Genomic DNA, 24,051 nt, shown 5'->3' with positions numbered 1-24,051 from the left:
ATCCTTCCTCTGATCTGGGCGGCGGTCAGGACCGGTGACGCAGCAGACGGATGTCGACGACCGGCGACTTGGTGGTCGATCGGGTCACCGGTTTCCCGGTCTTGGTCGCTGCCGCCGTGATGGCGATGGGCGGGATGGGTGTTCCCTTGACGCCAAGGCTGCGCAGCCAGGCGATCATGCGCTTGCGCTTCCCCAACGAGAGGTCACGCGTCACCGGCATGTGGCTCGGATGCTCGATCGGCAACTCGAGCGCCCACAAGATGCGAGGCGCGAATTTTATCACGCTGTCGCGGTCGGCGAGATTGACCACGGGGCGTGATGGCGGAAGTCCGTCGAACGGCGCATAGGGATTTGGCCCGTGTGGCCGAGGATACAGATCGCCATACTTCTTGAAGATCTTACGAACGTCGTCCCATCCCGGCGACTCGACTTCAGGAAACGGATCGAAGTTCAATATGCTGATGAAATTTCGCTCCGCGTTGATGACAACGTCAAGATCGGTCTGCGATTCATCGAGCGAGCAAACCACGCCGTAGACCAACCCATCGATAAACTTGCGCGGGTTGCCTGGGTCGACCCCCGTGATTGTCAGTCGGGCACGACCCTCTGCATCGGTCTTCGGATTCACAGCAATGTCAGGAAGCGGCAGATTGTCTTCCGGTGAAAACGGGAATGCTGCGGCCCGCGGTGTTGCGTTTGCGAACGGCGCCCCGAAGCGCGTCGCGATCAGATCGGTGTGTTTGATTTCGCCCGGCGCGACACGAAAGACAAATTGCTCTGCCCGGAGATAGATACCGTCATCGCGCTCGGCACCGAATACGCTCGCGGTCAAGGCACCAGACGGACGCACCGTCATACGCAAAGGGTTCTGCAAGACCGTTGCCAGTTCAGCGTCCGTGAATGGACGGTCCTGGGGGAGCTCAAATATCCCGGCGGTGGCCGAATAGGTCCCAGGAGCCTTGTAACTCAACGTGCCAAGGCTCGCCGCTGCCGCTCCCGTGCCGACCTCCAGGCTGATATCTCCCATGTCGGCGAAGTCGCCCTTTGAGTCGACTTTCAGGAGGTTCCCAACGTCGATGAGAATCTTGCGGCGCGCGGCGTCCACGACGCAGTCGGACTGAGAAAATTCGGGTGGATTCGGCGGGCCGTCCGTTTGCACTTGAAGATGCCGTCCGCCGATGAAGGTATGCGGCTCATTCGCAAAGTGGGGACCGATGGTGCCGACGATGCGGCCGTAGCCGCGCATGGGGCCGCCCGTGCGATAGCCGTCGGTGATAAACCGGATCGAGAGCTGTTCGGCAGCACTCAGCTGCTTCAGCTGCGTGAGGCACGGGGACTTGGCAATATCGCCCCACGTCACATTGGTCAGTACCGATTGAAAATAGGCGCTCCGGCCTGCGTCTCCCCCGCCCGTGGAGCGTTGCGCCCGCAAATCGTAAAAGGCCGCAGGCTCGAATTCACCCTGCATCAGCACGTGCCCGTGCGAATCGATTAGACAGATTGTCAGACCAAACAACATCGAGACGCCTTGCTGATCTGGATCAAGGTCGACGATTTTTGCCGCAGAGCGGTCGCCGGATTCGCGCACCGAGAGGCCTATGGCCATATCGTCGACCGGCGTCGATGCCAATGGGCCGTCGGTGCGGGAACCGCTTGTTACCCGGCAATCGAGAAGCCGCCATGCGCCGGTGCCGTCTGGTTGCCAGTTGCTCCGGTCAGTGCCGCCACTCAGGGGCTTTTGCAGGTCTGGATTGAAGTTGTCATCGTCGAAATGTTGTCGAACATTGTTCACCGTTGAGACATCGGCGCGAAAGCGGCCGGCAAAATGCAGGCGGGTGGCATGCAGATAGCTCATTCAAGGATCTCCGCTTCTGGCTACTTGTAGCGACGCTCGCGCGACGATTTCCGCGCGCGAGGCCACTAGAATTCATAGAGATGCGAGAAACGAAACGCTTGGCGCGAAGAAGTATTCGCCGCCGAGCATTGTCACGAAGTTCGACATCAGGAACGATTTGGCTGCCGGATTGCCGTTGATCGGCCACTGTTGCGCCGCGCCTGCTGTGTTGTTACCAAGCGTCGCATCGGGTCCGACGCCGGTCTTCACGAAGTCGTTGGAGTCAGCACCTTCCTGCTGAATCACGAACTGGATCAGCTTAGACTGATAGCACATGAATAGAAGACCGACGCCTGACTCGGGCGGCGGTAGCATCGAATCCGGCGCTAGGTCGGGCCGCTCGCCAAACGGGATCCCGCGCCGTAGGATCCGCAAGCTTCGCTCGGATTCTTCCGTTTGATCCAGAAAGACAACTGTATCCCCGCGTGGGTTGGTCTTTCGAACGTGGGATTGATAGGGACACAGCGCCGCACTCAAGTCGGATTTGAAATTGAAATCGTTCGCATCTTTCCCAGGCTGAGGCGCAGTCGCTGGCATTACCGGCTTGCCGTTGCGATGACGGCCAACAGCCAGGGCCGCGGCATCATCGGCGCTAACGCCAAGAGCGCCTGCGAGGGCGTCCCGCGCAGTGCGGAACGCCTTGACGTTTTGCCCGAGCTTGCGGAACACCACATAGCTGCCGAACTCGTCCGGCCGGTTCGGCTCCCCGACAAATCCAAGAGAAAGCGGAGCCCCGGGATTCCAATTGGCGCTCCCCCGCTCGGCGATCTCGTCGTCGATGTCCTTCTTGATCATACGTGGCTGGCTAATGCCGTCCTGATGGCCGAAGTGCTCGATTTCGATGTTTCCGCGTCCATCGCCGAAATCAAAGTGTTGAACGTCGCCACGCTCAACAAACGTGTGTTCGCTGGTCGACGCCAATTCCTTTGTCAGCACATCGACGGTCACATCGAGCCGATCACGGTCGTCGTCGCCTACAAGCACCATCGCGTCGATCCGCCCTCGGAAATTTGGCTCCCATCTTCTTGGAGGCGGATCCGCGACGACGTTTTGTTCACCAGCCGGTACCGACTTCATACCGGATCGAAAATAGACGTCGGCTGGCGTGACACTGTCGGCGATTCCGAGCCGGACATAGCCTTGATAGGATAGAAAGAAGGCGACGAAGGGGTGGCCCTTGTCGCGCTTCGCCCTGTATTCCTTGATCTGTTCATCTTGCTTTTTGGCCGACGTGAGGCGGCGGGACAGGTCGCCTGAAATCCAGGCTCGGGCGGCCTGGGCGTTTGCATTGAAGGTGACGAAAATCTGCGCCGTGTGCAGCCGATCGTGACCTTTCAGGATATTGCCCTGGACCCCCTGCATGAACGCCAGAGCATCGGGATGGTTGGTGTCTAGAGAAGAAGTCAGAAGATCTTGTAGCGACACGGTCCACCTCTTTCCGACGAGAGAATTGAATGCCCGCGATAAATCCCGTTATACCGCCGCCGGTGGGAACACATCTGACTCGCGAACTCGTCGCGCAAATTCTGTAATCAGACGCGACGAATCGGCGTTTTCGTAGCGGGCGACTGCCGCGCTGAAGAGATTGGGGTCGTCCGCACGGAAATCTGTGATCTTGATTCGGTCACTGGGCGGTCGGTCGCTGTCTGTTCGCAGCAACCCGTCGGCAATCAGGCCAACATGCCAAGATCTGGCGAACAGTAGAGAATCAGGATTCGCACCATCGATGCAAAGGACCGAATCAAGAAATGGCGACCAGTTAAACCAATCGGCCGGCGAATTCATCGTGTGCCGAGTAGGTCCGCTCGACTGAGGATCGTCGGGTAACAAGTTTCCACCGAATTTCCAAAAACTATCGAAGACGCTTGCAGACGGAGCTGGGCTCCCATAAAAAGATCTAACGATGCGGCTCTGATGCTTGGAAATATAGTCGATCGATTCCCTAATCGGTCCTTGAGCAATGTATTTAGTCCAGCCGTCGCTGCTGCCGTCTCGCAATGCAAAATCGAGCCAAATCGGAACGCTATTTCCGATGAAACCAAAGACGTATTTTTTCGTCTGCTCGGAGGATTTATAAAGGAAGAAATCATCGAATTCTCGCCAGAACCGAATATCTACCGTTGAAGCTGCAAGGAGCGCTTCTCTATTTTCTCGACGATCAGGCAGGCTCTCGGGGCATCCCAAATTGATCCAGCGTTCGATCGTTGCAATATCCTTCTCGGAGGCTGGAGGTCGCCGCGATGGCATGCGGTTGAAGCGGGCACCGGGCGGACGTGGGTCAAGATTGCGTCCGAACGGGGCCAAACCGCGCAATGCCTTGATCAGGTTTGACTCGGCCGAGTCTCCGATAGAAATGATCGGGAGGCCAAAAATGCTCAGGCTTACGAACTCGTCGCGCGACTTTCCTCGCCAGAACGGTCCGTGCATTCCTATATTTTCGTAGTCTACAAGCTTGTCTAGGATTTCTTGTACTTGAACAAAGCTTGCCATGGCGGTTTCCTCGGATTGAGCGCGAATGGTCGGTTGTTGATCAAGTGGTCAGGAAATTCTAAGTTCGCTAGACCCGCGTTGCGGCGTTTCGATGCGCGGCGCCTGGCCGCCACGCAGCACGCTGTTGCCCTGGAACAGGTTGCGCTGGTCGACCAACTCCGGGTTAGTCCAGTCGGTTTCCTGCATCGCCCCCGACAGCCCGTAAACAGCGAGGGCGTTGTCGTAGGTCACCTTACGGATCGCCTCGCTGGCTATGCCGCGTTGTGCCATCAAAGCGGCGGTCTTCGGCACCGCCAAGGGATCTGAGACGCCCCAGTCGCAAGCAGAGTCGACAATGATGCACTCGGGCCCGTAGGCGCGGACGATCTCGGTGAGGCGCTCATTGCCCATCTTGGTGTGAGGATAGATCGAGAAAGCGGCGAAGTAGCCTCGGTCGAGCACATCGCGCACCGTGTCTTCGGTGTTGTGGTCGATCACGCAACGACCCGGATTAAAGCCGTGCTCGGCCAGCACATCCATGGTCCGCAAAGTACCGCGATGTTTATCGCGATGCGGTGTGTGGATCATAATCGGAAGATCGAGTTCGATAGCCAGATCAATCTGGATTCGCAGGCACTTGTCTTCTTGTGCAGTCTGTTCGTCGTAGCCGAGCTCGCCGAGCGCCACCACTCCTTCCTTGACCGCGAAGGCGGGCAAGGCATCGAGAACCGCCTCGGCGAGCGATTCATTGTTGGCTTCCTTCGGGTTGAGCCCGATGCAACAGTAATGGCGGATACCGAACTGCCCGGCACGAAACTTTTCAAAGCCCAAAATGGTCGAGAGATAGTCTAGGTAGCTGCCGAGATTGGTACGCGGCTGGCCAAGCCAGAACGATGGCTCGATGACCGCGACCACGCCGGCGCGGGCCATTGCTTCGTAATCATTCGTGCTGCGCGATATCATATGCGCATGAGGGTCAATGAACATCGTCCCGGCAGCTCGCGGAATGGCGTTCGCGGCAGCATCGAATTCGACCTCGATCGAACCGTTGTGTTTCCATTTCAGACGTGATCCGCAACAAGGACAACCGAACTTATTGTCGGCAAGCTGCCCGGATACATCACTAAAATTACTCGGATCGTTTTCCACTGCTACCCCCAGTACGCTTCACAAGTACCTCGACCCCCGCTCAGCAAAACAAATCGCCGGCCGGCGCGTTCGCAGTCGGTCGCAATATCACTTCCGAAGCAAAATAACTTGCCGAAATACATCGCTAATCTCAGGCCGAGTCAATGTCTTCAACCAGATATATCTCTACCTCCTGTAGAAAGGCGTCGGCGGGTGCCAACCCTTTGCCATCCAGATCGGGCGCTCCGCAAAAGCCTGATGCATTTCGTTGAGAGCCGGCCGCGCCTGTTCGATGCGATCACTCGCACCACAGAAGGGGCTCGCTGGTGCGGCTCTCCTCGCCCTGGCAGTCCATGAAGGCGCCGTCTTCCGGCGCTCGGCTGCCACTCTCCGCCACCATCAGGCTTCGAGAATCCTGAAGGCGAGCGCCGTTTGCCGGCCCAGAGCAGGGCTACGATGGTATTGCGGCAGTGAACTGAATGTCGACACGGATGTCGGGCAGTCCCATAGTGGCTTAGACCGTCGCTCGCGCGGGCGGTTCATCCTTGTCTATCCAATCCGACCAGGCGACATTGATCTGATCGAAGTCGTCGATATCCGAAGCCAGATCGTGGCACTCAACAGCAGCGATCGATTGGATCCTATCGACTCCAGGAAGGTATCCGCCTTCGCAAGGCGGTTTGACCGAGAGCGTCCTCTTGCCGGTCATCTGCCGTCGGCCCGGAGAAGTATGCTACCTTCTCGCGCACTACGAACTGACCGAGGTGAATTGAGACATGGTGCCGTGGGGAATGGCTGGCGGCCGTTTCCGTCGCTGGGCAAATATGCTCGGCATGCCGGCATTGGCCATTCCCTTGGCGGTGCCCGACCGGCTTCCGGTATCGGTACAGTTTGCCATGCTTCCGGGCCAGGATGCCGCTTTTGCTTGACCTCGCCGAGATGGTGACAGCCACTGAACTCCGTTCCAGCGAAGCGCTGAAAGTTCCTAACCTGCAGGAATGAACTTGCTTCGGGCGCCTCTCGGAACACGAGCGCTTTGCCATCAACCTGGCTTGCGCAGCGCTGTCTCGGCACGCCTGATCTATCACACACGGAAGGCGTATGGGCTAATTTAGCTTCAGCCATGAGCTGAACGTCCGCCCACATCTTGCGCCAAAAGCCGCCAGGCAGCTTTCGGCCCATTTCGGTAGTGCAATGATGCGCGCTGCTACGGCCCGTTCTGGTGCAATGCGAACATGTGCAAGGCGCGCCTGAATTTGACAGCTGCATCCTCCAGTCTAATAAAAGGCCGAGCAGAAAACTTGGCACAGGCGCGCTCGATGACGGCTGCCTGACTTCAGGATGGCAACTTAGCGTGTCGTGAAATTCATCTATCGAACTGCGATCGAACGCCCTTATGTTCAGGGCTGGAGACTGCCGAATGGCATTTCGATTCTTACACACGGCCGACATTCATCTCGACTCGCCGCTGCGCTCGCTGGCGCTGCGAAACCGCGAGCTTGCCGACTTGGTCGGCGACGCCAGCCGCCAGGTATTTGTCTCCATCGTCGATATCTGCCTTGCGGAGCGTCGATGCGCTGATCATCGCCGGCGATCTCTACGACGGCGACCAGACATCGATGAAAACGGCGCGGTTCCTAGCATGGCAGATGACACGCCTCGACCAGGCAGGTATCCGGGTTTTCAAGATCCGCGGCAACCACGACGCACTGTCGCGGATATCGAAGCAGCTGACGTTTCCCGACACGATCACCATCTTCAGTGGCCGTCCCCAGTCCGTGCTGCACACGGCCGGCGGTCTGGACGTCACGTTTTATGGCTTGAGCTTCGCGAACCCCAAAGCGCCGGACAGCCTGCTGCCAAAGTATCCTGCTGCCCGGGAAGGGGCGGTCAATGTCGGCATCATGCACACCAGCCTGGCAGGATCACCCGGCCACGACGTCTACGCCCCTTGCAGCGTCACCGACCTGCACGGCCATGGCTTTGACTACTGGGCGCTTGGCCACATCCATGCTCGCCAGGTCCATCCTGGAGCAAGTACGATCGTCATGCCGGGGATACCGCAGGGTAGGGACATCAACGAGGCAGGGGAGAAGTCCGTCACCCTGGTGACAATACGCGACGACCGATCCATCGAAATTGAGGAACGGCTGACCGGTATCGCGCAATTCGAGCGGCTGAGCGTGACCTGACGGGGGCGGTAGAGTGGTCCGAGGCCGTCGGGCGCGTCCGCTCCGCGCTCCAAGACGTCAGGGCTGCCGTCAGGTCCCGTCATGTTGTGGTCCGTCTCGGCCTGACCGGGACATCGCCTCTGTCCTGGGCGCTGATTCGCGACCGCGACCTGCTGCTCGCAGAAGCTGAGCAGGTCGCGGAACAGACGGGTGACACATGGGTGGAGAAGCTCGAGCTTAACGTCTCGCGACCCTCAGCGGAAACCTCCGAGGGCATCGCGGATCCGATTTTCGAACTCGCTCAATCCATGCGCGCTGACGCCGGCTCGGAAGCGTTCCGGGCTGAGGCGAGGGCGCTCGTGCAAAAAATGATCGTGGACCTGCCGCCCGACGGGCGAGACTTCGCCGGCAAAGATGAAGCTGGGCTAGAACTGTTCCTTGACAGGGTGCTTGCCAGCGGCGCCGACCTGGCACATGAGCGTGGCAAGAACGACGTCCTGAGCGTCTTTGGCGTATCCACCCTGTCCGAAGTGGTGGAACGCGACGAGCTATTGCGCGATAGGGATCGCCTGCGGATCGCGATCGGTGAACTTGAGGAACAGGTAGCGGCCGAACTCGCGGTGGAAGGATTCGAGCAGGCGCGTTCGATCCTGGAGGCACTCGACCTTGACACGCTCGCGATCGAGAAGGCCGAAGCCGGTCAGCGGCTTCAGGATCTTGACGAAGCGATCCAACAACAGCTCATCCGGCGAACGCGCGCAGCCGACAAGCTGGATGCCGTTGGTGGCGACAGCGCTGTTGCCCGCATTGATGCCGAACGGCGCACCGTGCTGTTGGACATCGAGGAGAAGGCCGTCCGCTACATCGAGCTGAAGCTGGGTGTTATGGCCGCCGGCAATGCGCTGCGCGTCTATCGAGAGCGCCATCGCTCCGGCATGATGGCGCGCGCATCCGATGCTTTCGCGTTGATGACGCGTGGCCAATACTCCGGCCTGACAACCCAACCGGTCAAAGGCGGTGAAGTGCTCATCGCATTGCAGCGCGCGGGCAATCCAAGGTCGCCGACGCGCTGTCAAAGGGTGCACGTTTCCAGCTCTATTTGGCCCTGCGGCTTGCTGGGTATTACGAGTTTGCCCAGTTTCGACCCTCAGTCCCGTTCATCGCCGACGACATCATGGAAACGTTCGACCATGTCCGGTCCGAGGAGGTCTTCCGCTTGTTTGGCGAAATGGCGGGTGCCGGACAGGTAATCTACCTCACGCATCACCAGCACCTATGCGAGATCGCCAAGACGGTTGTGCCGGGCGTAACGATCCATGACCTTGGATAGTGGATTTCTCGCGGCCATTCAGACACAGGCCGCTGCGTACGTGATAGCACTTCTCAGGGTTTGGCTTGGTGTAAGGTTTTCTGCTAAGTCCTGCAGCGTCGAATCTGATGCTCACGAAAGTGCAATAAGAATATGTCCGAAACTGCATTTCAGTTCCTATTGCAATATGAGGGTCAGCCCTTCTACCCGTCTCGATGCTTCATAATAGCTGACCCGAAGAGCAAAGATCGTAATCAGTGGACCCTCCAACTGGATTCGCCCCAAGACGCCCCCTGGGTTTACCAACTGGATGACATAAAGGATTGGATGTTGCACGGCAGCAAGGCGGTGCGGCAGATCATATACGATCGAAAGGATCCTCGCACCCCTTACCGAGACTTGGAGCGGGACGAGGTGTTTCGGGAATACCTTAGAAAAATATTGGAAAAACTACCTCCGGAATATCAATCCCGTCGAAAATACGCCTTGATGCCGTCCATTGCGGACGAAAAAACGCGTACTCGCTATAAGCGTGCCGTGGAGGCCGCCATTCCCGGGATAGTTGTTGTACCAGAACCAGAGATGGTCGCTGAGTATTTTCGCCTCCTGAAGCGAACCATGGAACTCGAAGCTGGACGAAACAACGTCCTCCTGGTGGTCGATGTGGGCGCTGCGACCACCAATATGACTTTGGTTGTCAGCCGGCGTGATCAAAGTATTGTCAGCCCCGATTCAAGAGGGGCACAGCGTGACCTGCGGCTTCGTGCCCTTCGAGGCGACAGCGTCGGTCACGCGGGCCGTTGGGTCGATCAGCGCCTTTGCGAGCTCCTTGGAGTTGACGTCACCGATGCGGCGTTGCGAGCAATCGAAGACGCGAAAGTTCGATCAAGCTCGGGTGGAACGGCGATTACCTTCAAAGTGCCATTGTCCGAAAAGCAGCTCACGATCGACCGACAGACGCTTGTGTCTGTGTCTGGCGAACTTTGGAGCGGCCTGCGCCCTCTCTTCGAACGACTTTGTGAGCGGCTTTACGACAACCAGACGTCCTCGGCGGACGCGAAGCGCAAGAGCAAGGAGCTTTTCGAACAGCGTCGCGTGACCGGTCCAAGTGATGCCCATCGTTTGATCGACACAATTTTGTTGGCTGGCGGAACAAGTCTGCTCCCTGGCTTCCAGGATGCGATGATGGAGACGCTCTTTCCTGATGGCGATCAGCCTGAGGTCCTTCGGGTTGGGAGCTCTTTTGCAATTGCTGCAGCGGTCGGTGGGCTCGCCCACATTCTGCACAACTACGATCCGCCACGCCTTCGAGAGCCGAACGAGCAGGGCAGGGACGTTTTTACCGCTCCGCTCGAATCGACACTTCCCTATCCGCTGTTGCTGGGGATGAAGCAGTCCGCAGACCGCGAACAACAAATTATCGTGCTTGATCCAAACGATCCGTTTGTCGACGACGGCGGAAAGCGTCAGATCGAAGATCTACCCGCACTTGCAAAAGGATCGCAGCCAAAAACACGGCTGGTCCCAGGACCCGCGGCGGGTATGTCCGCTCGGCAGGGACGTCAGTTTCGTGCCATGAAGGTACGTGAGTCGCCTGGCAAGATGGAGCTCGAATGGGATCCGGTTCGCGAGCGCGCAACAATCCGTTCGAACCAAGTCGACGAAACGGGTCATCTCTGGATCGATGCCTATATGCTCCGCAAGCGTCAGGAACCAGCTCTGGATCCGTTTGATGAACTGTTGGACTCGGAGGCATTGGCCGTAGACGGCGCGAATGACATTATTCTGGACTTGGGCATGTCCAAAATCGTTGCGGTGACTGCGAACCGCGGCTGGACCTCAGCCCAAGAACTTGAGCGTGTTGTGCGCGAGGGGGTAAACGTTGACGGTCGCGCGCCTGGCACGACTGCGGAAAAGAAAGACGATCGGGAGACAGTACGCGCAGATGTTCTTGATCGCAGCCCTCAGCAACGGATTTCTGAGGCCAAGGCGGCCGAGGTAGCGAACGGGCAGAGCCTCACGCGAAGCCTCGTGCCTGACAATGGCGATATCGGGAAAAACAGCAAAGAGAAAAAAGACAAATCCGGATCGTTCGCGCCGACTGAACTGGCTGCAGCGCCTGGCTTGACACCCTCAACACAAGCTACGCCCAATGAGGAAGACCGCTTCGATTGGGGGGAACGCGTTGCAGACTCCGAGTTTTCGCAGGCCCTGGCATCACTCAAGGACACTGTCAAATCCGCAGAACCCCATCTGCACTTCGACGACGTTGTCGTGGCTCTGCTCGCGCTCGCTGTGCGGCCATTCGTGCTCCTTGCGGGGCCTCCAGGGTGTGGAAAGTCGACACTTGTCCGGCTTATTGCGCGCATGCTTGGCAAGAAAATTGGCGAGACTTTTCACGAAGTCGCCGTGCAAGCGCATTGGGAAAACGATGGCGTTCTCTTTGGTGAAACGGGCCTCTTGAGCCACCTCCTCAAAGAGAGAACGCTGTCGCATCTGATCCTCTTTGATGAGTTCAACCTCACGCGGCCGGAGTACTATCTGTCACGGCTCTTTCATGCATTGGACGGCGGAAACGGCGTGATCGCGCAAGACACAACGATTGCTCCGTGCCGCGTTTTTGGCACGTTGAACATCGATGACTCGTCGCGTCCACCCTCACCAAAGGTCCTGGACCGGTGCTTCCTTCTTGAGCTCAAGCAAGTCTCGTGGGACATGGAAGGGCCAGCCGGGCTCTCGAACCTGGCGTCAATTCCTCCTCTTCCAGGCCTGCCGGCCATATCGGTTGGTGGCGCAAACACCGACGCGCGCGTCGATGCAGTGTTGCAAGCGCTGCACTTGGCGGTTCATGATCATGAACTCCGACACGACCTGCTTCCCTCTCGCCGGGTGCTCTCGGACATCAAAGCGCTGCTCAATCTGCACCACAGGCTGGACCTTCAGGGCAAAGGATTGTTGGACCGGGATGAATTGGTGGACCGTGTAATCGCGAGCCGTATCCTGGTAAAGCTGTCGGGAGCGTTCGATCAACTGCAACCAGCGTTGGACGCGCTGGAGAAGGTCGTCGATGGCGTCGACGAACTTCCCAGAACACGTCGGCGTCTGAAATTGGCGCGTCAGCAAGCGCGTCTCGGATTCATTTCGCCTTGGCAGTAGACAGGTCCACCATTGAAGGTGTCCGCGTGATGGGAGCGGATGGTGTCGGTGTTCAGCATCGATGGGACCCGAACACCTTGTATCTCGTCCGCGACGACTCCCCCTATATCGACATCTTGACCCGCGGCATTGTCGCGCAAGCGAAGGACGTCCACACGAAGCTACTCCCTCTTGCCGAGCCGGCCGAAGACGGCACCCAGTGGCAGCGATGGAGCTTCGAAAGTGAATTGGCAAGACAGCGTCGTCTGGGCGAAATCAGTCTTCCGCTCAGGACTCCGAAAAGCTGCACGTTGCGTTGCTACGTCATTCCAACGGCGCTGCTAAACTACCGCGATGTATTAGCGATGGTCGAAGACATCGAAGCCGAACTTGGGTTTGCGGCGGCCTGGGATATGATTGCCGATCGCCCCGAGCGATCATGGGGCCGCGGCAGCAACAGCGGTGGCATAACGATGCCTTCCGAACTCATTCGTCTGGTTGACGAGGAGTTGCGCGCTGCGCACTCGATACGCCGTGATCCGTTTAGCGAGCTGGGACCCCAGTCAAGACGTGGCGTTCCGCTGGCGGAGAATGCAATCGTCTCGCATTGGGCAATGCGCAGATGGAGTCAGATGCGGGATTCGGCTGATGCTGTTACAAGCAAGTTGAAGTCGCTTCGGTTGAGAGGTGGCCGCAGGAACCCTGAAAAACGGCAGGAGAAGATCGACGCAGAGATCAGGCAGCTCACCTCAATTGAGCAACGATTGGGGGATTTCAAGAGCGTTCTGGCGCGTCTCGGCAACGACTTGGAACTGGCGACTTTTGTGTACCCTAGTCCGTTGTTTCAGCGCGACTTTCGTCTTCGGCAACTTCTTCGTGCCTTTGCCCCACCTTATTCCGAGACGCTTTCCGAGGTTGAATCTGCGAAGTCGCACTATCCACCCGTGTTTCTCAACAGTTTGTGGGAGCTCTGGGGAGCAGTTTGGCTGGTGAAAGAATTGCGGCGTTTGGGCTTCACTGGCTCCCATTCGACGAATGCAACTGACCTGGCCAAGTCCTGCTCTTGGCGCCTGAAACGAGATGATGTTGTTCTTGAACTGGATTACGAGGCGGAACCTGTGTTCGTCGACTACGAGAAACTTCCGCCGGCGCACGAACGCGATGTCCCCGCACTCGAGTGGGCGGCGCGCAATCAGGAACTCGACGCTGAGCGTCCCTTTCTTGGATTGGAGCTTCGTTGCTCACCTGATTATCTAATCAGGATCACGACGCCGAATGGAAAGTCACTGATGGTTGGCGACGCATGCCTGGCAAGTCCTAAGCATCACGGAAAGAACAACAAACTCGACGTCAAGCCGCACACGGTCGAGATGTACAGGAGAACGATCGGGTGGTCGATCGAAGCTCATCTTGTTCGGTGCCACCCAATGGGCGGGTTCGTCGTATTCCCGCCACCTGCAGGCGCGTGGGTGGATTTTGAGCGCCTACCCGGTGCGGGCGACTGCACCATCCTTTGCCCAAGCCCGCAAGGTGACCCGGAAGCAAGTCGTCGGTTGGAAAGCTTGCTTATGATCGTGGTGCCGGAGATTTTGTGAGTAGCAAACCGATGCGAAAGAAAAATCCGTCACATATCCTTTGTTTCGACAGAAGCTGATTCCCTCCCCGTCCGCGAGGTGTTATCCTCTTGTCACTCTTGGAGAAGCAGCGTCGGACGTTTCTGAAAGCTGTCGAACATGCCGGGCGATGCCGATTCTGACCTGCTTGCACGTATCCAGTCCGCGTCGGTCGTGGTGGTCGGGCACGTGCGCGAAGTCCGTCCGCCGGGCAAAGCCACCGCCGGAGAGAAAACCGGCCCTATCCGGATAACCGAGCACGATCCCGCCATCGCCGAAGCTGTCATAGACGTTGACGAGGAGATCAAGGGCAAGCCGCCGGGAAAACAGGTCGTTGTCCGCTTCCCGACCTCTACCGATGTGATGTGGTTTCGCTATCCCAAGCTCGAAGCCGGCAAGTCCGGCGTATTCATCCTGCAGCCGGACGCGTTCGCGCCGAAGGCCGAGCCCATGGCCGCCGGATCTGCGACCAGGACATTCAATCTGCCTCGGAAGGGTGACGTGCTCCCGGTAAGCGACGCCGCGCGTGTGCGCGCGGTCGTGAAACGGTCCACGACCGCCGACTGATCGCGCAAAGCAAGCGTCCCGCAATCTTCGCTCCAGACGCCACCGGTGCCCGCTCACCCGCTCACCTTGAAAAAGAATGGATCGATCGAAGGCGGGACCGAATCCTGACTGTTGACGTCGAGCAGGACGCGCGTGTCGAAATCCACGTTCCGCTGGAAAGTCACCCCGTTGGGGAAATGCGCCATGTCGGGCACGTTGCTCGCGGAGAAGATGCCATAGAAATCGCGGCCGACGGCGAGCATATGGTCGTAGTCGCCGAGATACGGGTCGAAGGTCTTGACCGGGGTGGCCGCCGGAGTGGTGGCGAGCGTGAGGTCCGACCAGGTATTTCCGCCGTTGGCGCTTCGACGCAGATGCGTTTCCCATCGCCGCGTCGGACCAGTTCCGGCCAACTGCTGATACAGGAGACCGACGGCGCCATCGGAGTTCACCGCGAGCGCGGCATTGGTCGCGCGCGGCACCTTCAGGATGTCGCTGGCCGACCAGGCAACACCACGGTTGGTGGACTTCCTGACGTGAATTGTGAAGCCGGTATCGGCCTCATCCGTGCCCCAGGCGACGTAGACGGTGCCGCTCTTGTCACTGCGCGGATCCACCGCGATCGACAGCGTCCCGCCCATGCGCTGCTGACCGTTGGCGGTCAGACCGTTTCGGTTAAACGAGATCGTCACATTCCTGACGATGCGCTGCCCGACGACGCCATCGTCGGCGTCCCTGAGATCCTCAAAGGGAGCGGGACTATCCCCCCACTGGTCGTCCCTTACCACGACCACGTCGGCGTTCACCTTGAGCGTATTGGCGCCAAAGTCACCCGTTTGCGACCTCCACCCGTAGAACGTCGCATACACCGTGCCGTCCTCATGGATCGAGGTGCGAACCTGAGGGCCGTCCTGTCCCGCCGTCCCCGTGGAGCGGCGTTCGAGCCGGACTTTCTTGAACCCCGGGTTGGCGGCCGCCGCATCAAGCATGAAGTCGAGTGTGGCCGTCCTCTCGCCCCCGGCGAAGTCATTGCTCCCGACATAGACGCGTTGTTTCCCGGCCGCCAAGCCGTTGGCTACCGTTGCCGCCTGGGCAAAGGGCTGGTCGGGTTGCTGACGATCGTCGAGCACGTCCATCGGTATCGGTGCGCTGAAATCGGCGGTGCGCAAGATCGCCATGCGCGTCGACTGGTCGGGACTGTCCTGTCGCAGGATACCCGCGTATAGAGCGGGGCCGGTGCCGCTGAAAGCCACTGTGATATCGCCTGTCATGTCGCCGCCTGGCACGACCGTATTCAGCGTCCACGTGTGGCCGCCATCGCTTGAGAAGAAATACGGCGCCGATCCGCTCTCAAGGGGATCCGGCGTGAAAGCTGTGGCGACGATCTGATTGGTGTTGGCAGGATTGACCGCGATCATCGGTTCGCTGTCCTGATTCGTCTCGGAACTTAGCGATTTCGGAATGATATTGACCAGGAGAACGCCGGCGGCGCCGGCGGCCACTGCCCCCGCGCCGCGCACCGCCCGCTTGCGGGCGGACGCCTTCTTGGCTGCTTTCTTGACCGCCTTGACCTCGGTCGTCGCCTTTGCCTTGGCGCGCTTCGGTTTACGCATCGCTGCCTCCCCTATCCCAGAAAATCCTCCGTGCTCAGACAGTTGCAGCGGCCGCTGAAAGCACTGCGGCAACCTCCGCTTCGTGGTCGGCCGGCTGGAAGTCGGCGCTGTTCAGTGCAGTGAAGGCCGTGGCAGTTGCAGCCATGCTCGCCGCCGCCGGGCCGAACTGGAGGCGGCTGCTGACCTGATCGGTATGGAGGGAGAACACGCCTTCCTGGCCGGCCTGAAATTTCGGCGAAAGGTGCCACCGGACATCGCTGCTACCGGGGAAACGCAGCACGACCTGTTGCGAGGGTACTGCTCCCTTGTGGACGGTCTGGACCTGGACAATGGCCTCCCGCCAGAACGGCTCGTGCTCGCTCACGCGCCGCGACGTGACCGCGGCTGCGGTAACCGGAGTCGGTTCGGAATCGGCCAGCCCGACGGCGACGACCTTGCCGGTAACGACCACCGGAGCCCGCTTGGCGCGCTCCCGCGCCTTCGTCTGCCGAAAGGCGCGCGTCGGATCTCCGTCAGCAGCCCTTACGCTGGCCGCAACCATCAGCTGAGCAGCCGGAACGGAGTCATGGCCGACCGATTGGACGGCAAGGGTCTCCCCGAAGACAAAGCCGGTGACGTAGAAGACACCCCTCTCTCCGTTTCTGACCTGTTCGTTGGCGGCAAGCTGGACCGTCACGTCATGGCCGACAAAACCCGCCAATGCCGAAGGGGACCGCACGATTTCATCGACAGTCACCACTGCAGTCCGGCTAGTGTCGGTGATGGCTTTCAGATTTGCGGCCCCTTTTTGCTTCACCGTCCCGCGAAACGCGAAAGCCGCGGATTCCTTCGTCACCGGATCCATGCACCCTCTCCTGCTGAGTCAAACAAGAACGCAAGTTCGCGTGGTCGCGCAGCGGCGGCAATCGTTACCCGAAAGCAGCTATTTCGGCTTCCATGCGATAAAAAGAGATTTCAACTGCGTGCAGAGCAATGGGATCCGCCAGACAATCACCCCTGCGAGTAATATGAGAACAATCGCGATCTCCGCCGATCCGTCACCTCCATCAGGATTCTACCCGGTAAAGCTCTCGATCCAATCCATGGCGGTCACTCTAACTTCCCGCGCCAAGATTAGCAGGTCTTGGGGACTGTGCAAGCGGACGTTGAACAGATGGTCTAGTACGCAAACCTACCAGTGATCAGCTCGATGTCATGGACAGATCCTGGCTTGATATGCTGTTCCAACACCTGATCAGCGATCATTCAGGGTTCATAAAGTTGCCCCACAAGCGGGTGACTAATCGAACACTCATTTCGACAACTTCTTTTGCGATCAATGCGCAGGGCACAGCGTCGGCCTCATGCCCATGAGCACTGTTCACTCAAACGACCGCGTTCCCGACTTTCCTGGCTGCGATGGGGTCCGGCGGGAACTAAAATCGTAACGTGGTTCGGAAATGCTGGCGGTTCAATGCAAGATGGCTCGGGTTGCAGTAGGTCTCGGAATTTGGGATTTGGCAGACCTCGCAAAGGTCTCGCCGGTCCGCGAGACAACAGCGAATGGAAGAAATTCGGCGGCGGTCCCGCAACGGGCGATTGGCAGATCCCTCACGCCAGACGGTTGCCTCTCGGCTCAAATCAACCCGCGGGGCGATCCCACCTAGACTGATGCCAGGTGGCGCGAGGCCAAGCGAAGAGAAATTCTATCGTTTCCAGCCTTTGTTGCTTTATTATGCCGACATTACACTAATGTGCGCCAGGTAGGACTTGCTGTGTAAACACAACAGGAGTAACCTATTTCGATTAGCCTCCAACTATGAAAAATCCTCAGTTTCCCAATGTCCGAAACGGAGTCATCATGGATTTCATAGAACGTATTTTTGGAACTTCACCTGATGGCGGCTCCGGCTCGCTTGAATTCCTTCTTTTGGCGATGCCGATCGCGGGTGTTCTTGTCCTCATCGGAGTATACAGAAGCCGTCGAAGCCACTGATGACCTGGGCAGCCCTGTCCGGTCTTGAGATGCCGGAGCGGATTGAGGATGCGACCTTGAGCCTGCGGGCGCTGGGAGTGGTCCGGTAGCTCTAAATTAGAACTCATAACGCGACGACAAGCGCACCTAACTTGGCCGACTGTGCAACAAACCAGACCGCGCCGTAGCCTCGTTGCAAACCACAGTCGGTCCAAACAAGGGAGGGGTTGCTGCGGTGGACGTTATTGCGAAAATAGCGGTGTATGCGGCCAGCGCGCTCGCGCTCGTGTGGATCAATCTATGGTTCGTCAAATTCACCTATCAGGGCTTTGTCGGAGGTGATGTCGCGATCGAACCGGTGCAGATCTACGACGCCGGCGGGAAGACCGTAACCGACGACCATATCTCGCGCATGATCGTCGCGCAGATCGCATCGATACAGGCAGAGCTCGATCAATCCTTGGCGGAACTGAAAGAGGCGCAGGCCCCCAGCAGGGCCAAACTGACCAGTCAGATAGTAGTGTTTAGCGCTGATCCCGGCGCCAGGGATTTTCCGGTGCCAAAGGCGGCGCGCCTCAGCGCGACACTTTTCAGCCCGACTGCCATCGACGCAAAGATCAGTGGCGTCGACGTGGGCGCGCTACTGCCGCGTATCCAGCGCTGGTTCGTTCAGGACCGCATCCTGCGTTTTTCAGTGCTGATTCTCACTACCAGTAAGGCGGTTATCAGCGGCGACGTGAGCAACCTCAACGATGGGAATCCAAATCCGGTCTGGATTGAAACGGACCAAACCAGCCACGATCGAATCGCTCGATCGATCGCGCTGGCTCTCGTTCAACGCGCTTGGTCCACCCAGGGCGCTCTCTATCAGTATCTGAACGAAAGCGAATTCGGCAGCCTGGTCGATTCGATCATCACAGTGTCGAGAATCAACCGGCGGGCTCTGAACTCAGGTTCGGCCCTGGTCGACGAGAACAAAGCGGCGCTCGCGCCAATTGCATCCCTCGCTCAGAAATTCACCGAGTGGCATGATTTGTGCTATTTCGCTGGATCGGTTGCCGAAAGCGGCGGGGACTACACGCAGGCGATCCAGTTCCTCGAGGAAGCCAAGGATACTGCGCCGGACGAAACGATTTCTGAAACTCTGGCGAAGCATGTTGCCGCCCTCAAAGCCTCGGAATTTGCCAAGCGTCATATCCTTGTTTCGGTGAAAGTTGCGCAAGCCGAATATGACAAGCTGTTTGAAACGAAAAAGGACACGGTTGGGATTTCGATTATAGATGGCCCGAACGCCTATTGGGATGGCGCCTATATCTCGGCCGGAGCAGGTATGGCCGATATACCGGATATAACCTACGATGTTACAGCAAACGCATATTTGAAGGACACTGGCGCCGAAATATTCTCAGGGACGGGAGAGGCGTTGGGCCATTCATATGCGGATATCCTGGCGTCCTACGTCAAGCAAGTCAAACTTGGTCAGACCGCGGCGACCGCCGACTGGGTGATCGGGGAGGGCGCGGTGGCGTGGTTCCGGGGCGAGCCGAAGAAAATCTTGACTGATCGCCGTCCGTTCCGGTCATTGAAGGCGCCCGGAACAGCCTATGACGACGACGTGTTGGGCAAGGATCCGCAGGTTGCCAGTTACGCCAACCTGGTGACCACCGATCCGGCTGCGCCCTTCGCCGATGGGGCTGCTCGCGCCAACGCCGGAATACCCAACAAGGCGTTTTACGAGACGGCAATGGCGCTGGGAACGCCGGAGGCCGCCAAAATCTGGGTCACAAGCCTGCCGAACTTTCCCTTCGAGGTCACAATTCCGATCGCGGCCCGGGTCATCCTGCAAACAGCCAAGGAAGCTCACGGCGACAACAGCAAGGAGTTCCTGGCAGTCAAGAAAGCCTGGGAAACGGTCGGCATAAAGTTCGATTGACGCCTAATCCGACGGGTAGGATGGAAGGGATACCGAGCAATCTCATGAATCCGAAGCACACAGCCAGCGCTTATTTCGTATTTGAACAGAAATCCCCTGAGGGCGAGGTTAAGCTTTTTGTTTTCGAGCTGAGCGATGTTGCAAAAATCGAACAAGCGCGTCGAATTCTGGCTGAGAAATCCGCAAACGATAGTGTGCAAGGCAACATCATACAGAGCAGAACGTGGTACAATCCAGAATGGTCGTTCCATCTAGACCCCTCTAGCATCGCCTTCTTCGAAAAACAGATCGAGGTCTGTGATGCAAACGTGACATATGTTGAGAAGCATCTCGACGAAGTCGGTGGCAGCTTCCTGCCTAAGAGCGTCTGGTGTCCGTGGTCGTCACGTCTCTCGGCTGAAGTCACAGACAAAGTCAAGCTGGGCACCATGCGGCCTGCCTAGCCACTAGATTTTACCTTGAGTGCGTCAGTGCGTCGGAAGGTGATCCTGAAACTTTGCCGGAACTCTGATAGATCAGCCACCTTGCATGTCGTAGCGACAAAGTTGGAAATCAGCTGTTCCACTCTGTACCGCGCTTTGGCTCGCCTGGCCATCGCTGGCAAACGCCCAGCAAATTGAGTTCGAGGTGCGATCAGCCGGCGCCCAGGACCGTTATCTAACATGGGCTCCGGCGCCGGCCTGATTATCGCAAGGCAAAATCAGTTTGGCTCAATCAGCTCAAAACTTGCTGCCACTGTTTCAGCATCAATCGCATATCCGATACCCTGGAATATACGGGCACCACCATCGCTATCCGGTTCCTGCTGCCATTTCAGTTTCAAACAGTCTCCCAGCTTAACCGAATTCAAGCGACCTCTAAAAATAAGTTTACGTTCTTGGAAAATTTCAACGGGCCAATCTCCCTCCCAAGTGCCAAGCTGAACATCGCGCACAATCTCTTCGGAGAAAAGGCCAAGAGAATCCTCATGTGCCCATTTTCCAACAAGTAATGTGCCGACACGTTTATAGATTACTATTCCCGCTTTCATATTTTCTCCTACCCAAATCCTATCGGAAATTGCTTCTCTGAAAACTTGCAGCGAGGTGATCTATCCAAGTGACTTGCGATAGCGACGTACCGGGGACGAACTCATATGAAGTCTCGTATATAATGAGTTGGGCCGCAAGAAAAAACGAAAGAAGGGTTGGGTACAGATGTTTCAGTCTGGGCTCAGGACCCACTAATTTTCTTGCGCAGATTTCGGTCGCCTGGACTGCTCCCGGATTGGCAGAAACACCCAGCCTCACGCCGCGGCGTTTTCGAACGCCTCGGGACTGACGCCGCCCAAAAAACTGTGGCGGCGGGTTCGGCTGTAGAACGCCTCAATATAGTCCTTTTCAGATCCGCCGCTCTCCAGACATAGCTGAGCCTTTCCATTGCGTCAGGTGGTGGCGGACTACGCTTTGGCTTTCCGCTTCACAGGTGCCTTCTTGGCTTGTGCGACGGGTTCGGCCTTGCGGCCAAGCCCGATAGACTTCGCCAGTTGCGAGCGCTGAGCGGCGTAATTCGGAGCTGTCATAGGGTAGTCGTGCGGCAAGTTCCATTTGGCGCGATAGGCGTCGGGGGTCAGGCCGAAGTCCGTGCTAAGATGCCGCTTCAGGGATTTGAACTTCTTGCCGTCTTCGAGGCAGATAATGAAGTCCGGCGTCACCGACCTCTTCGGGCTGACCGCGGGAATTTGCGGTTCAACGACAGGCGAGATCAGCGTGCCAAGTCCGGACAGCGAAGCATGAACCGATGCTATCACGTCCGGCAAGCCAGACACCGGCAATGGATTGTTGCTGACATATGCTGAGACAATGTCGGCGGTTAACTCAGCTAGTTCGGCAGCGCGGGTATCGGTTTGGTTGGTCATTGGTGGTCCTTTTGTCTGATTAATCCCCTCTCTATTGGTTGATGATCAACGACGCAACCGCCCTCCTAAGCCTGGTCTATCGAACTGCAGTGGAGCCGACGCAGAATTCGTACGGTCTTCGGACAACCCTTTGATGTTATTTCAGAAGTAGTCGCGACTGTAGAACGAAAGAGGCTCGTGGAGCGAAGTTGCCTGCCCAGCGTCCAGTTTGGCTGGGGTTCCTGGAAGCTTTTCGAACTTTGCCTTGCGCCTTCAGTTGAATTTCGCGCGCTCATGAAGGAAGTTGGCGGCCCTGGACATGCAGTGATGCAAGCAGGATCGAACCGCTTATTCGGGGGTTCGAGTCGGGAGAGGGATACCGCCAATACAGTGCTGTTACTGAATTCACTTGCTAAATTGAGTCCCTGCGCCTGTTGGCGGTTCGAATCGCGTGCTGTGCGCCACTTTACGATTTTGCGCGATTTCATACCCTGCCGCGGACGGATGCCGCATCACGCCGCCGACAGCCGCACGTGGAACTTGCTGTCGGTTGCCGAAGATTGTGGCAATCCGGACAGACCCGTCGAAACAGGGTGTAGGCTTTCGCCTCCTGGGTCACAACCGCTGTTTGCAGGGTGGCCATGATCTTCTTGCCGTCGTCGATCGACAGGCCCAGGTGTCCTTCACGCAGACGCTCATCGCTTTTCTCGATCCGGACCTCTCGGCGACAGATGTCGCCGAATTCGTTCGTCCCTTCGATCGAAATCGTCCACTCCATTCCCATCACTACCTCCGAAACCAAAGAGATGGTGATGGCCCAGTCGACCCTAACAAATCGTGGCCGCGCTCACCCCAGAGAAGTTACCGGTCTCCACTGCACTAATGGGCGGTGTAAGCTCCGTCCACCAGATGGTAGCTCCCAGTGATAAAGCTGGCCTGGTCGGACAACAGGAAGCACACAAGAGCCGCTACCTCTTCCGGTTTCCCGCGCCTGCCCATCGGCTGAAGACCCGCCATGCGCCGGCTGGCTAATGCCTCCATTTGCTCCGATAAAAGAGGCGTTTCGATCCAGCCGGGGCCGACGACATTGATCCGGATGCCCATCCTAGCATATTCAATCGCCGCAACCTTGGTTAATCCAACGACCCCGTGTTTCGCTGCCGTGTAAGCGGACGCAGTTGGCAAGCCGACGGAACCGAGAACAGAGGACATGTTCACGATGGCACCTCCGCCTCGATCCAGCATCGCGGCGATTTCGTACTTCATGCTGTAGAAAACGCCATTGAGATTAACGTTTATCAGTTTGTGCCAGTTGTCGAGCGGATAGTCTGCCGTTGCTTTTCGAATGCCGTCGATACCTGCATTGTTTACCGCCATATCCAGTCCGCCGCATTTCTGGACAGTGAACTCGATCAGCTTTTCCACTGCTGCCGCATCCGTGACATCTACCGCAAAGTCGTAGGCCCTGCCTCCTTGCGAGCTTATTTCGGCGGCTGTGCAGCGCGCGGCCTCGGCATCAAGGTCGGCGACAACAATCTCGGCTCCTTCTTGCGCGAGTTGCCGTGAAACAGCCGCACCTATTCCGGAGCCTGCGCCGGTCACAATCGCGACTTTACCATGGAAGTCAGGCTTCATCGGCTCTGTCCTATGCCATTTCTGACATAACCGAACAGAGGCAGACGGTCATCGCAAGAAGTTTCGCTCCAATTCGCTTGTTTAATCCTGTGAATTCATTTTTGCCACCACACAGCGAGACTTGGCCCGCAGGCCTCGGAATGGTAGAGACGAGGGCGGCGGTAGATGACCAGTTTCCTAGCAGGTACAAATGGAAGAACACCACATTGCGCGCCGGGGGCTCGTGCTGGGTAGTCTGGCTCTGATGATCTCCGGATGCACGTCGATTTCATCCGCGTTCGGACCAAGGCGTGGCCTGAATCCTCGTTACCGACGGCAGCATGTGCGGTACGACGGAAACGAGCCGGCCGGAACGATCGTCGTCGATACTTCGCACCGTTTTCTCTATGCCGTCGAGTCTGACGGGTGGGCGACGCGCTACGGCGTTGGCGTCGGCGAGCAGGGACTTTCCTTCAAGGGTACAGCGACCGTCGGCCGCAAGGCGGACTGGCCGTCGTGGACACCCACCGCCAGCATGATGCAGCGCAAGCCGCGCCTGGTGCAGTATGCAGGGGGGGTCCCTGGCGGACCAAACAACCCGCTTGGTGCGCGTGCCCTTTATCTCTATCGAGACGGGCGCGACACCCACTTCCGGATACATGGTACAAACGAGCCATGGACGATAGGCACAGCGGTATCGAACGGGTGCATCCGTATGATAAATGACGACGTCATTGACCTCTACGACCGTACTCCTTTGGGCACGACGGTGGTGGTTGTTTGATGGTGGGCAGGC

At 58.0% G+C, this 24,051-nt stretch carries 16 protein-coding genes and 1 pseudogene; 7 read left to right on the top strand and 10 right to left on the bottom strand.

Annotated features, from left to right (window positions below; all coding sequences use genetic code 11):
• Positions 1 to 25: 25 nt before the first annotated feature.
• The 4 genes from NKI39_RS15765 to NKI39_RS15750 all read right to left on the bottom strand — a co-directional run bounded on the left by NKI39_RS15765 (position 26) and on the right by NKI39_RS15750 (position 5,512).
• On the bottom strand, positions 26 to 1,855 hold the full coding sequence (locus tag NKI39_RS15765; RefSeq protein WP_352832804.1) for a hypothetical protein: 1,830 nt from the start codon (positions 1,853 to 1,855) through the stop codon (positions 26 to 28).
• A gap of 72 nt (positions 1,856 to 1,927) precedes the next feature.
• Positions 1,928 to 3,319 carry a Dyp-type peroxidase gene (locus tag NKI39_RS15760; protein WP_352832801.1) on the bottom strand — a complete coding sequence of 464 codons (1,392 nt, stop codon included), beginning with the start codon at positions 3,317 to 3,319 and terminating at the stop codon, positions 1,928 to 1,930.
• A 48-nt stretch (positions 3,320 to 3,367) separates the two neighbouring features.
• On the bottom strand, positions 3,368 to 4,384 hold the full coding sequence (locus NKI39_RS15755) for a hypothetical protein (protein ID WP_352832799.1): 1,017 nt from the start codon (positions 4,382 to 4,384) through the stop codon (positions 3,368 to 3,370).
• A 48-nt stretch (positions 4,385 to 4,432) separates the two neighbouring features.
• On the bottom strand, positions 4,433 to 5,512 hold the full coding sequence (locus NKI39_RS15750; protein ID WP_352832796.1) for a TatD family hydrolase: 1,080 nt from the start codon (positions 5,510 to 5,512) through the stop codon (positions 4,433 to 4,435).
• A 1,399-nt stretch (positions 5,513 to 6,911) separates the two neighbouring features.
• On the opposite strand from NKI39_RS15750, the pseudogene NKI39_RS15745 reads away from it, so the two are divergent.
• The 4 genes and pseudogenes from NKI39_RS15745 to NKI39_RS15730 all read left to right on the top strand — a co-directional run.
• Positions 6,912 to 8,150: pseudogene (locus NKI39_RS15745) on the top strand (metallophosphoesterase family protein); the annotation flags it as partial.
• 1,151 nt (positions 8,151 to 9,301) lie between these two features.
• Positions 9,302 to 12,127, top strand: coding sequence for a DUF8727 domain-containing protein (locus NKI39_RS15740; protein WP_352832794.1), 2,826 nt, complete (start codon positions 9,302 to 9,304; stop codon positions 12,125 to 12,127).
• On the top strand, positions 12,118 to 13,701 hold the full coding sequence (locus NKI39_RS15735; protein ID WP_352832791.1) for a hypothetical protein: 1,584 nt from the start codon (positions 12,118 to 12,120) through the stop codon (positions 13,699 to 13,701). Before NKI39_RS15740 ends, NKI39_RS15735 begins: the two co-directional genes overlap by 10 nt.
• Before the next feature lie 138 nt (positions 13,702 to 13,839).
• Positions 13,840 to 14,286, top strand: a complete 447-nt coding sequence (locus tag NKI39_RS15730) for a hypothetical protein (protein WP_352832788.1) — start codon at positions 13,840 to 13,842, stop codon at positions 14,284 to 14,286.
• Positions 14,287 to 14,339: 53 nt separating this feature from the next.
• Here NKI39_RS15730 and NKI39_RS15725 read toward each other — a convergent pair whose 3' ends face one another.
• Together NKI39_RS15725 and NKI39_RS15720 are read right to left on the bottom strand one after the other, a co-directional pair.
• Positions 14,340 to 15,878, bottom strand: coding sequence for a hypothetical protein (locus NKI39_RS15725; RefSeq protein WP_352832786.1), 1,539 nt, complete (start codon positions 15,876 to 15,878; stop codon positions 14,340 to 14,342).
• Positions 15,879 to 15,912: 34 nt separating this feature from the next.
• A complete protein-coding gene (locus NKI39_RS15720; RefSeq protein ID WP_352832783.1) occupies positions 15,913 to 16,722 on the bottom strand; it encodes a hypothetical protein in 810 nt (269 codons plus the stop codon).
• Positions 16,723 to 18,067: 1,345 nt separating this feature from the next.
• Between NKI39_RS15720 and NKI39_RS15715 the strand changes: the two genes are divergently transcribed.
• Complete coding sequence (locus NKI39_RS15715; RefSeq protein ID WP_352832781.1) at positions 18,068 to 19,765, top strand: M4 family metallopeptidase; 1,698 nt, start codon at positions 18,068 to 18,070, stop codon at positions 19,763 to 19,765.
• Between the two features lie 44 nt (positions 19,766 to 19,809).
• On the top strand, positions 19,810 to 20,208 hold the full coding sequence (locus NKI39_RS15710) for a BP74-related protein (RefSeq protein ID WP_352832778.1): 399 nt from the start codon (positions 19,810 to 19,812) through the stop codon (positions 20,206 to 20,208).
• 257 nt (positions 20,209 to 20,465) lie between these two features.
• Here NKI39_RS15710 and NKI39_RS15705 read toward each other — a convergent pair whose 3' ends face one another.
• The 4 genes from NKI39_RS15705 to NKI39_RS15690 all read right to left on the bottom strand — a co-directional run bounded on the left by NKI39_RS15705 (position 20,466) and on the right by NKI39_RS15690 (position 23,276).
• Positions 20,466 to 20,795 (bottom strand): hypothetical protein, encoded by a 330-nt coding sequence (locus tag NKI39_RS15705; protein ID WP_352832776.1) that lies wholly within the window; start codon positions 20,793 to 20,795, stop codon positions 20,466 to 20,468.
• 408 nt (positions 20,796 to 21,203) lie between these two features.
• Positions 21,204 to 21,662 (bottom strand): Ros/MucR family transcriptional regulator, encoded by a 459-nt coding sequence (locus NKI39_RS15700; RefSeq protein ID WP_352832773.1) that lies wholly within the window; start codon positions 21,660 to 21,662, stop codon positions 21,204 to 21,206.
• 463 nt (positions 21,663 to 22,125) lie between these two features.
• Positions 22,126 to 22,425 (bottom strand): hypothetical protein, encoded by a 300-nt coding sequence (locus NKI39_RS15695; protein ID WP_352832770.1) that lies wholly within the window; start codon positions 22,423 to 22,425, stop codon positions 22,126 to 22,128.
• A gap of 95 nt (positions 22,426 to 22,520) precedes the next feature.
• Positions 22,521 to 23,276, bottom strand: a complete 756-nt coding sequence (locus tag NKI39_RS15690) for an SDR family NAD(P)-dependent oxidoreductase (RefSeq protein WP_352503877.1) — start codon at positions 23,274 to 23,276, stop codon at positions 22,521 to 22,523.
• 190 nt (positions 23,277 to 23,466) lie between these two features.
• Between NKI39_RS15690 and NKI39_RS15685 the strand changes: the two genes are divergently transcribed.
• A complete protein-coding gene (locus NKI39_RS15685; RefSeq protein ID WP_352503876.1) occupies positions 23,467 to 24,039 on the top strand; it encodes a L,D-transpeptidase in 573 nt (190 codons plus the stop codon).
• Positions 24,040 to 24,051 lie beyond the last annotated feature (12 nt).

This window comes from Mesorhizobium sp. M0664 (assembly GCF_040320565.1).
Taxonomy (GTDB): domain Bacteria; phylum Pseudomonadota; class Alphaproteobacteria; order Rhizobiales; family Rhizobiaceae; genus Mesorhizobium.
Note: the sequence above shows the minus strand (reverse complement) of the source record. Positions and strands in the feature narration are given on the sequence as shown.

Coding starts and splice junctions, on each gene's coding strand:
- NKI39_RS15725 (WP_352832786.1), bottom strand. CDS start 15,878: ATGCGTAAACCGAAGCGCGCCAAGGCAAAGGCGACGACCGAGGTCAAG.
- NKI39_RS15710 (WP_352832778.1), top strand. CDS start 19,810: ATGAATCCGAAGCACACAGCCAGCGCTTATTTCGTATTTGAACAGAAA.
- NKI39_RS15685 (WP_352503876.1), top strand. CDS start 23,467: ATGGAAGAACACCACATTGCGCGCCGGGGGCTCGTGCTGGGTAGTCTG.
- NKI39_RS15765 (WP_352832804.1), bottom strand. CDS start 1,855: ATGAGCTATCTGCATGCCACCCGCCTGCATTTTGCCGGCCGCTTTCGC.
- NKI39_RS15690 (WP_352503877.1), bottom strand. CDS start 23,276: ATGAAGCCTGACTTCCATGGTAAAGTCGCGATTGTGACCGGCGCAGGC.
- NKI39_RS15720 (WP_352832783.1), bottom strand. CDS start 16,722: ATGGATCCGGTGACGAAGGAATCCGCGGCTTTCGCGTTTCGCGGGACG.
- NKI39_RS15705 (WP_352832776.1), bottom strand. CDS start 20,795: ATGAAAGCGGGAATAGTAATCTATAAACGTGTCGGCACATTACTTGTT.
- NKI39_RS15730 (WP_352832788.1), top strand. CDS start 13,840: ATGCCGGGCGATGCCGATTCTGACCTGCTTGCACGTATCCAGTCCGCG.
- NKI39_RS15695 (WP_352832770.1), bottom strand. CDS start 22,425: ATGGGAATGGAGTGGACGATTTCGATCGAAGGGACGAACGAATTCGGC.
- NKI39_RS15755 (WP_352832799.1), bottom strand. CDS start 4,384: ATGGCAAGCTTTGTTCAAGTACAAGAAATCCTAGACAAGCTTGTAGAC.
- NKI39_RS15700 (WP_352832773.1), bottom strand. CDS start 21,662: ATGACCAACCAAACCGATACCCGCGCTGCCGAACTAGCTGAGTTAACC.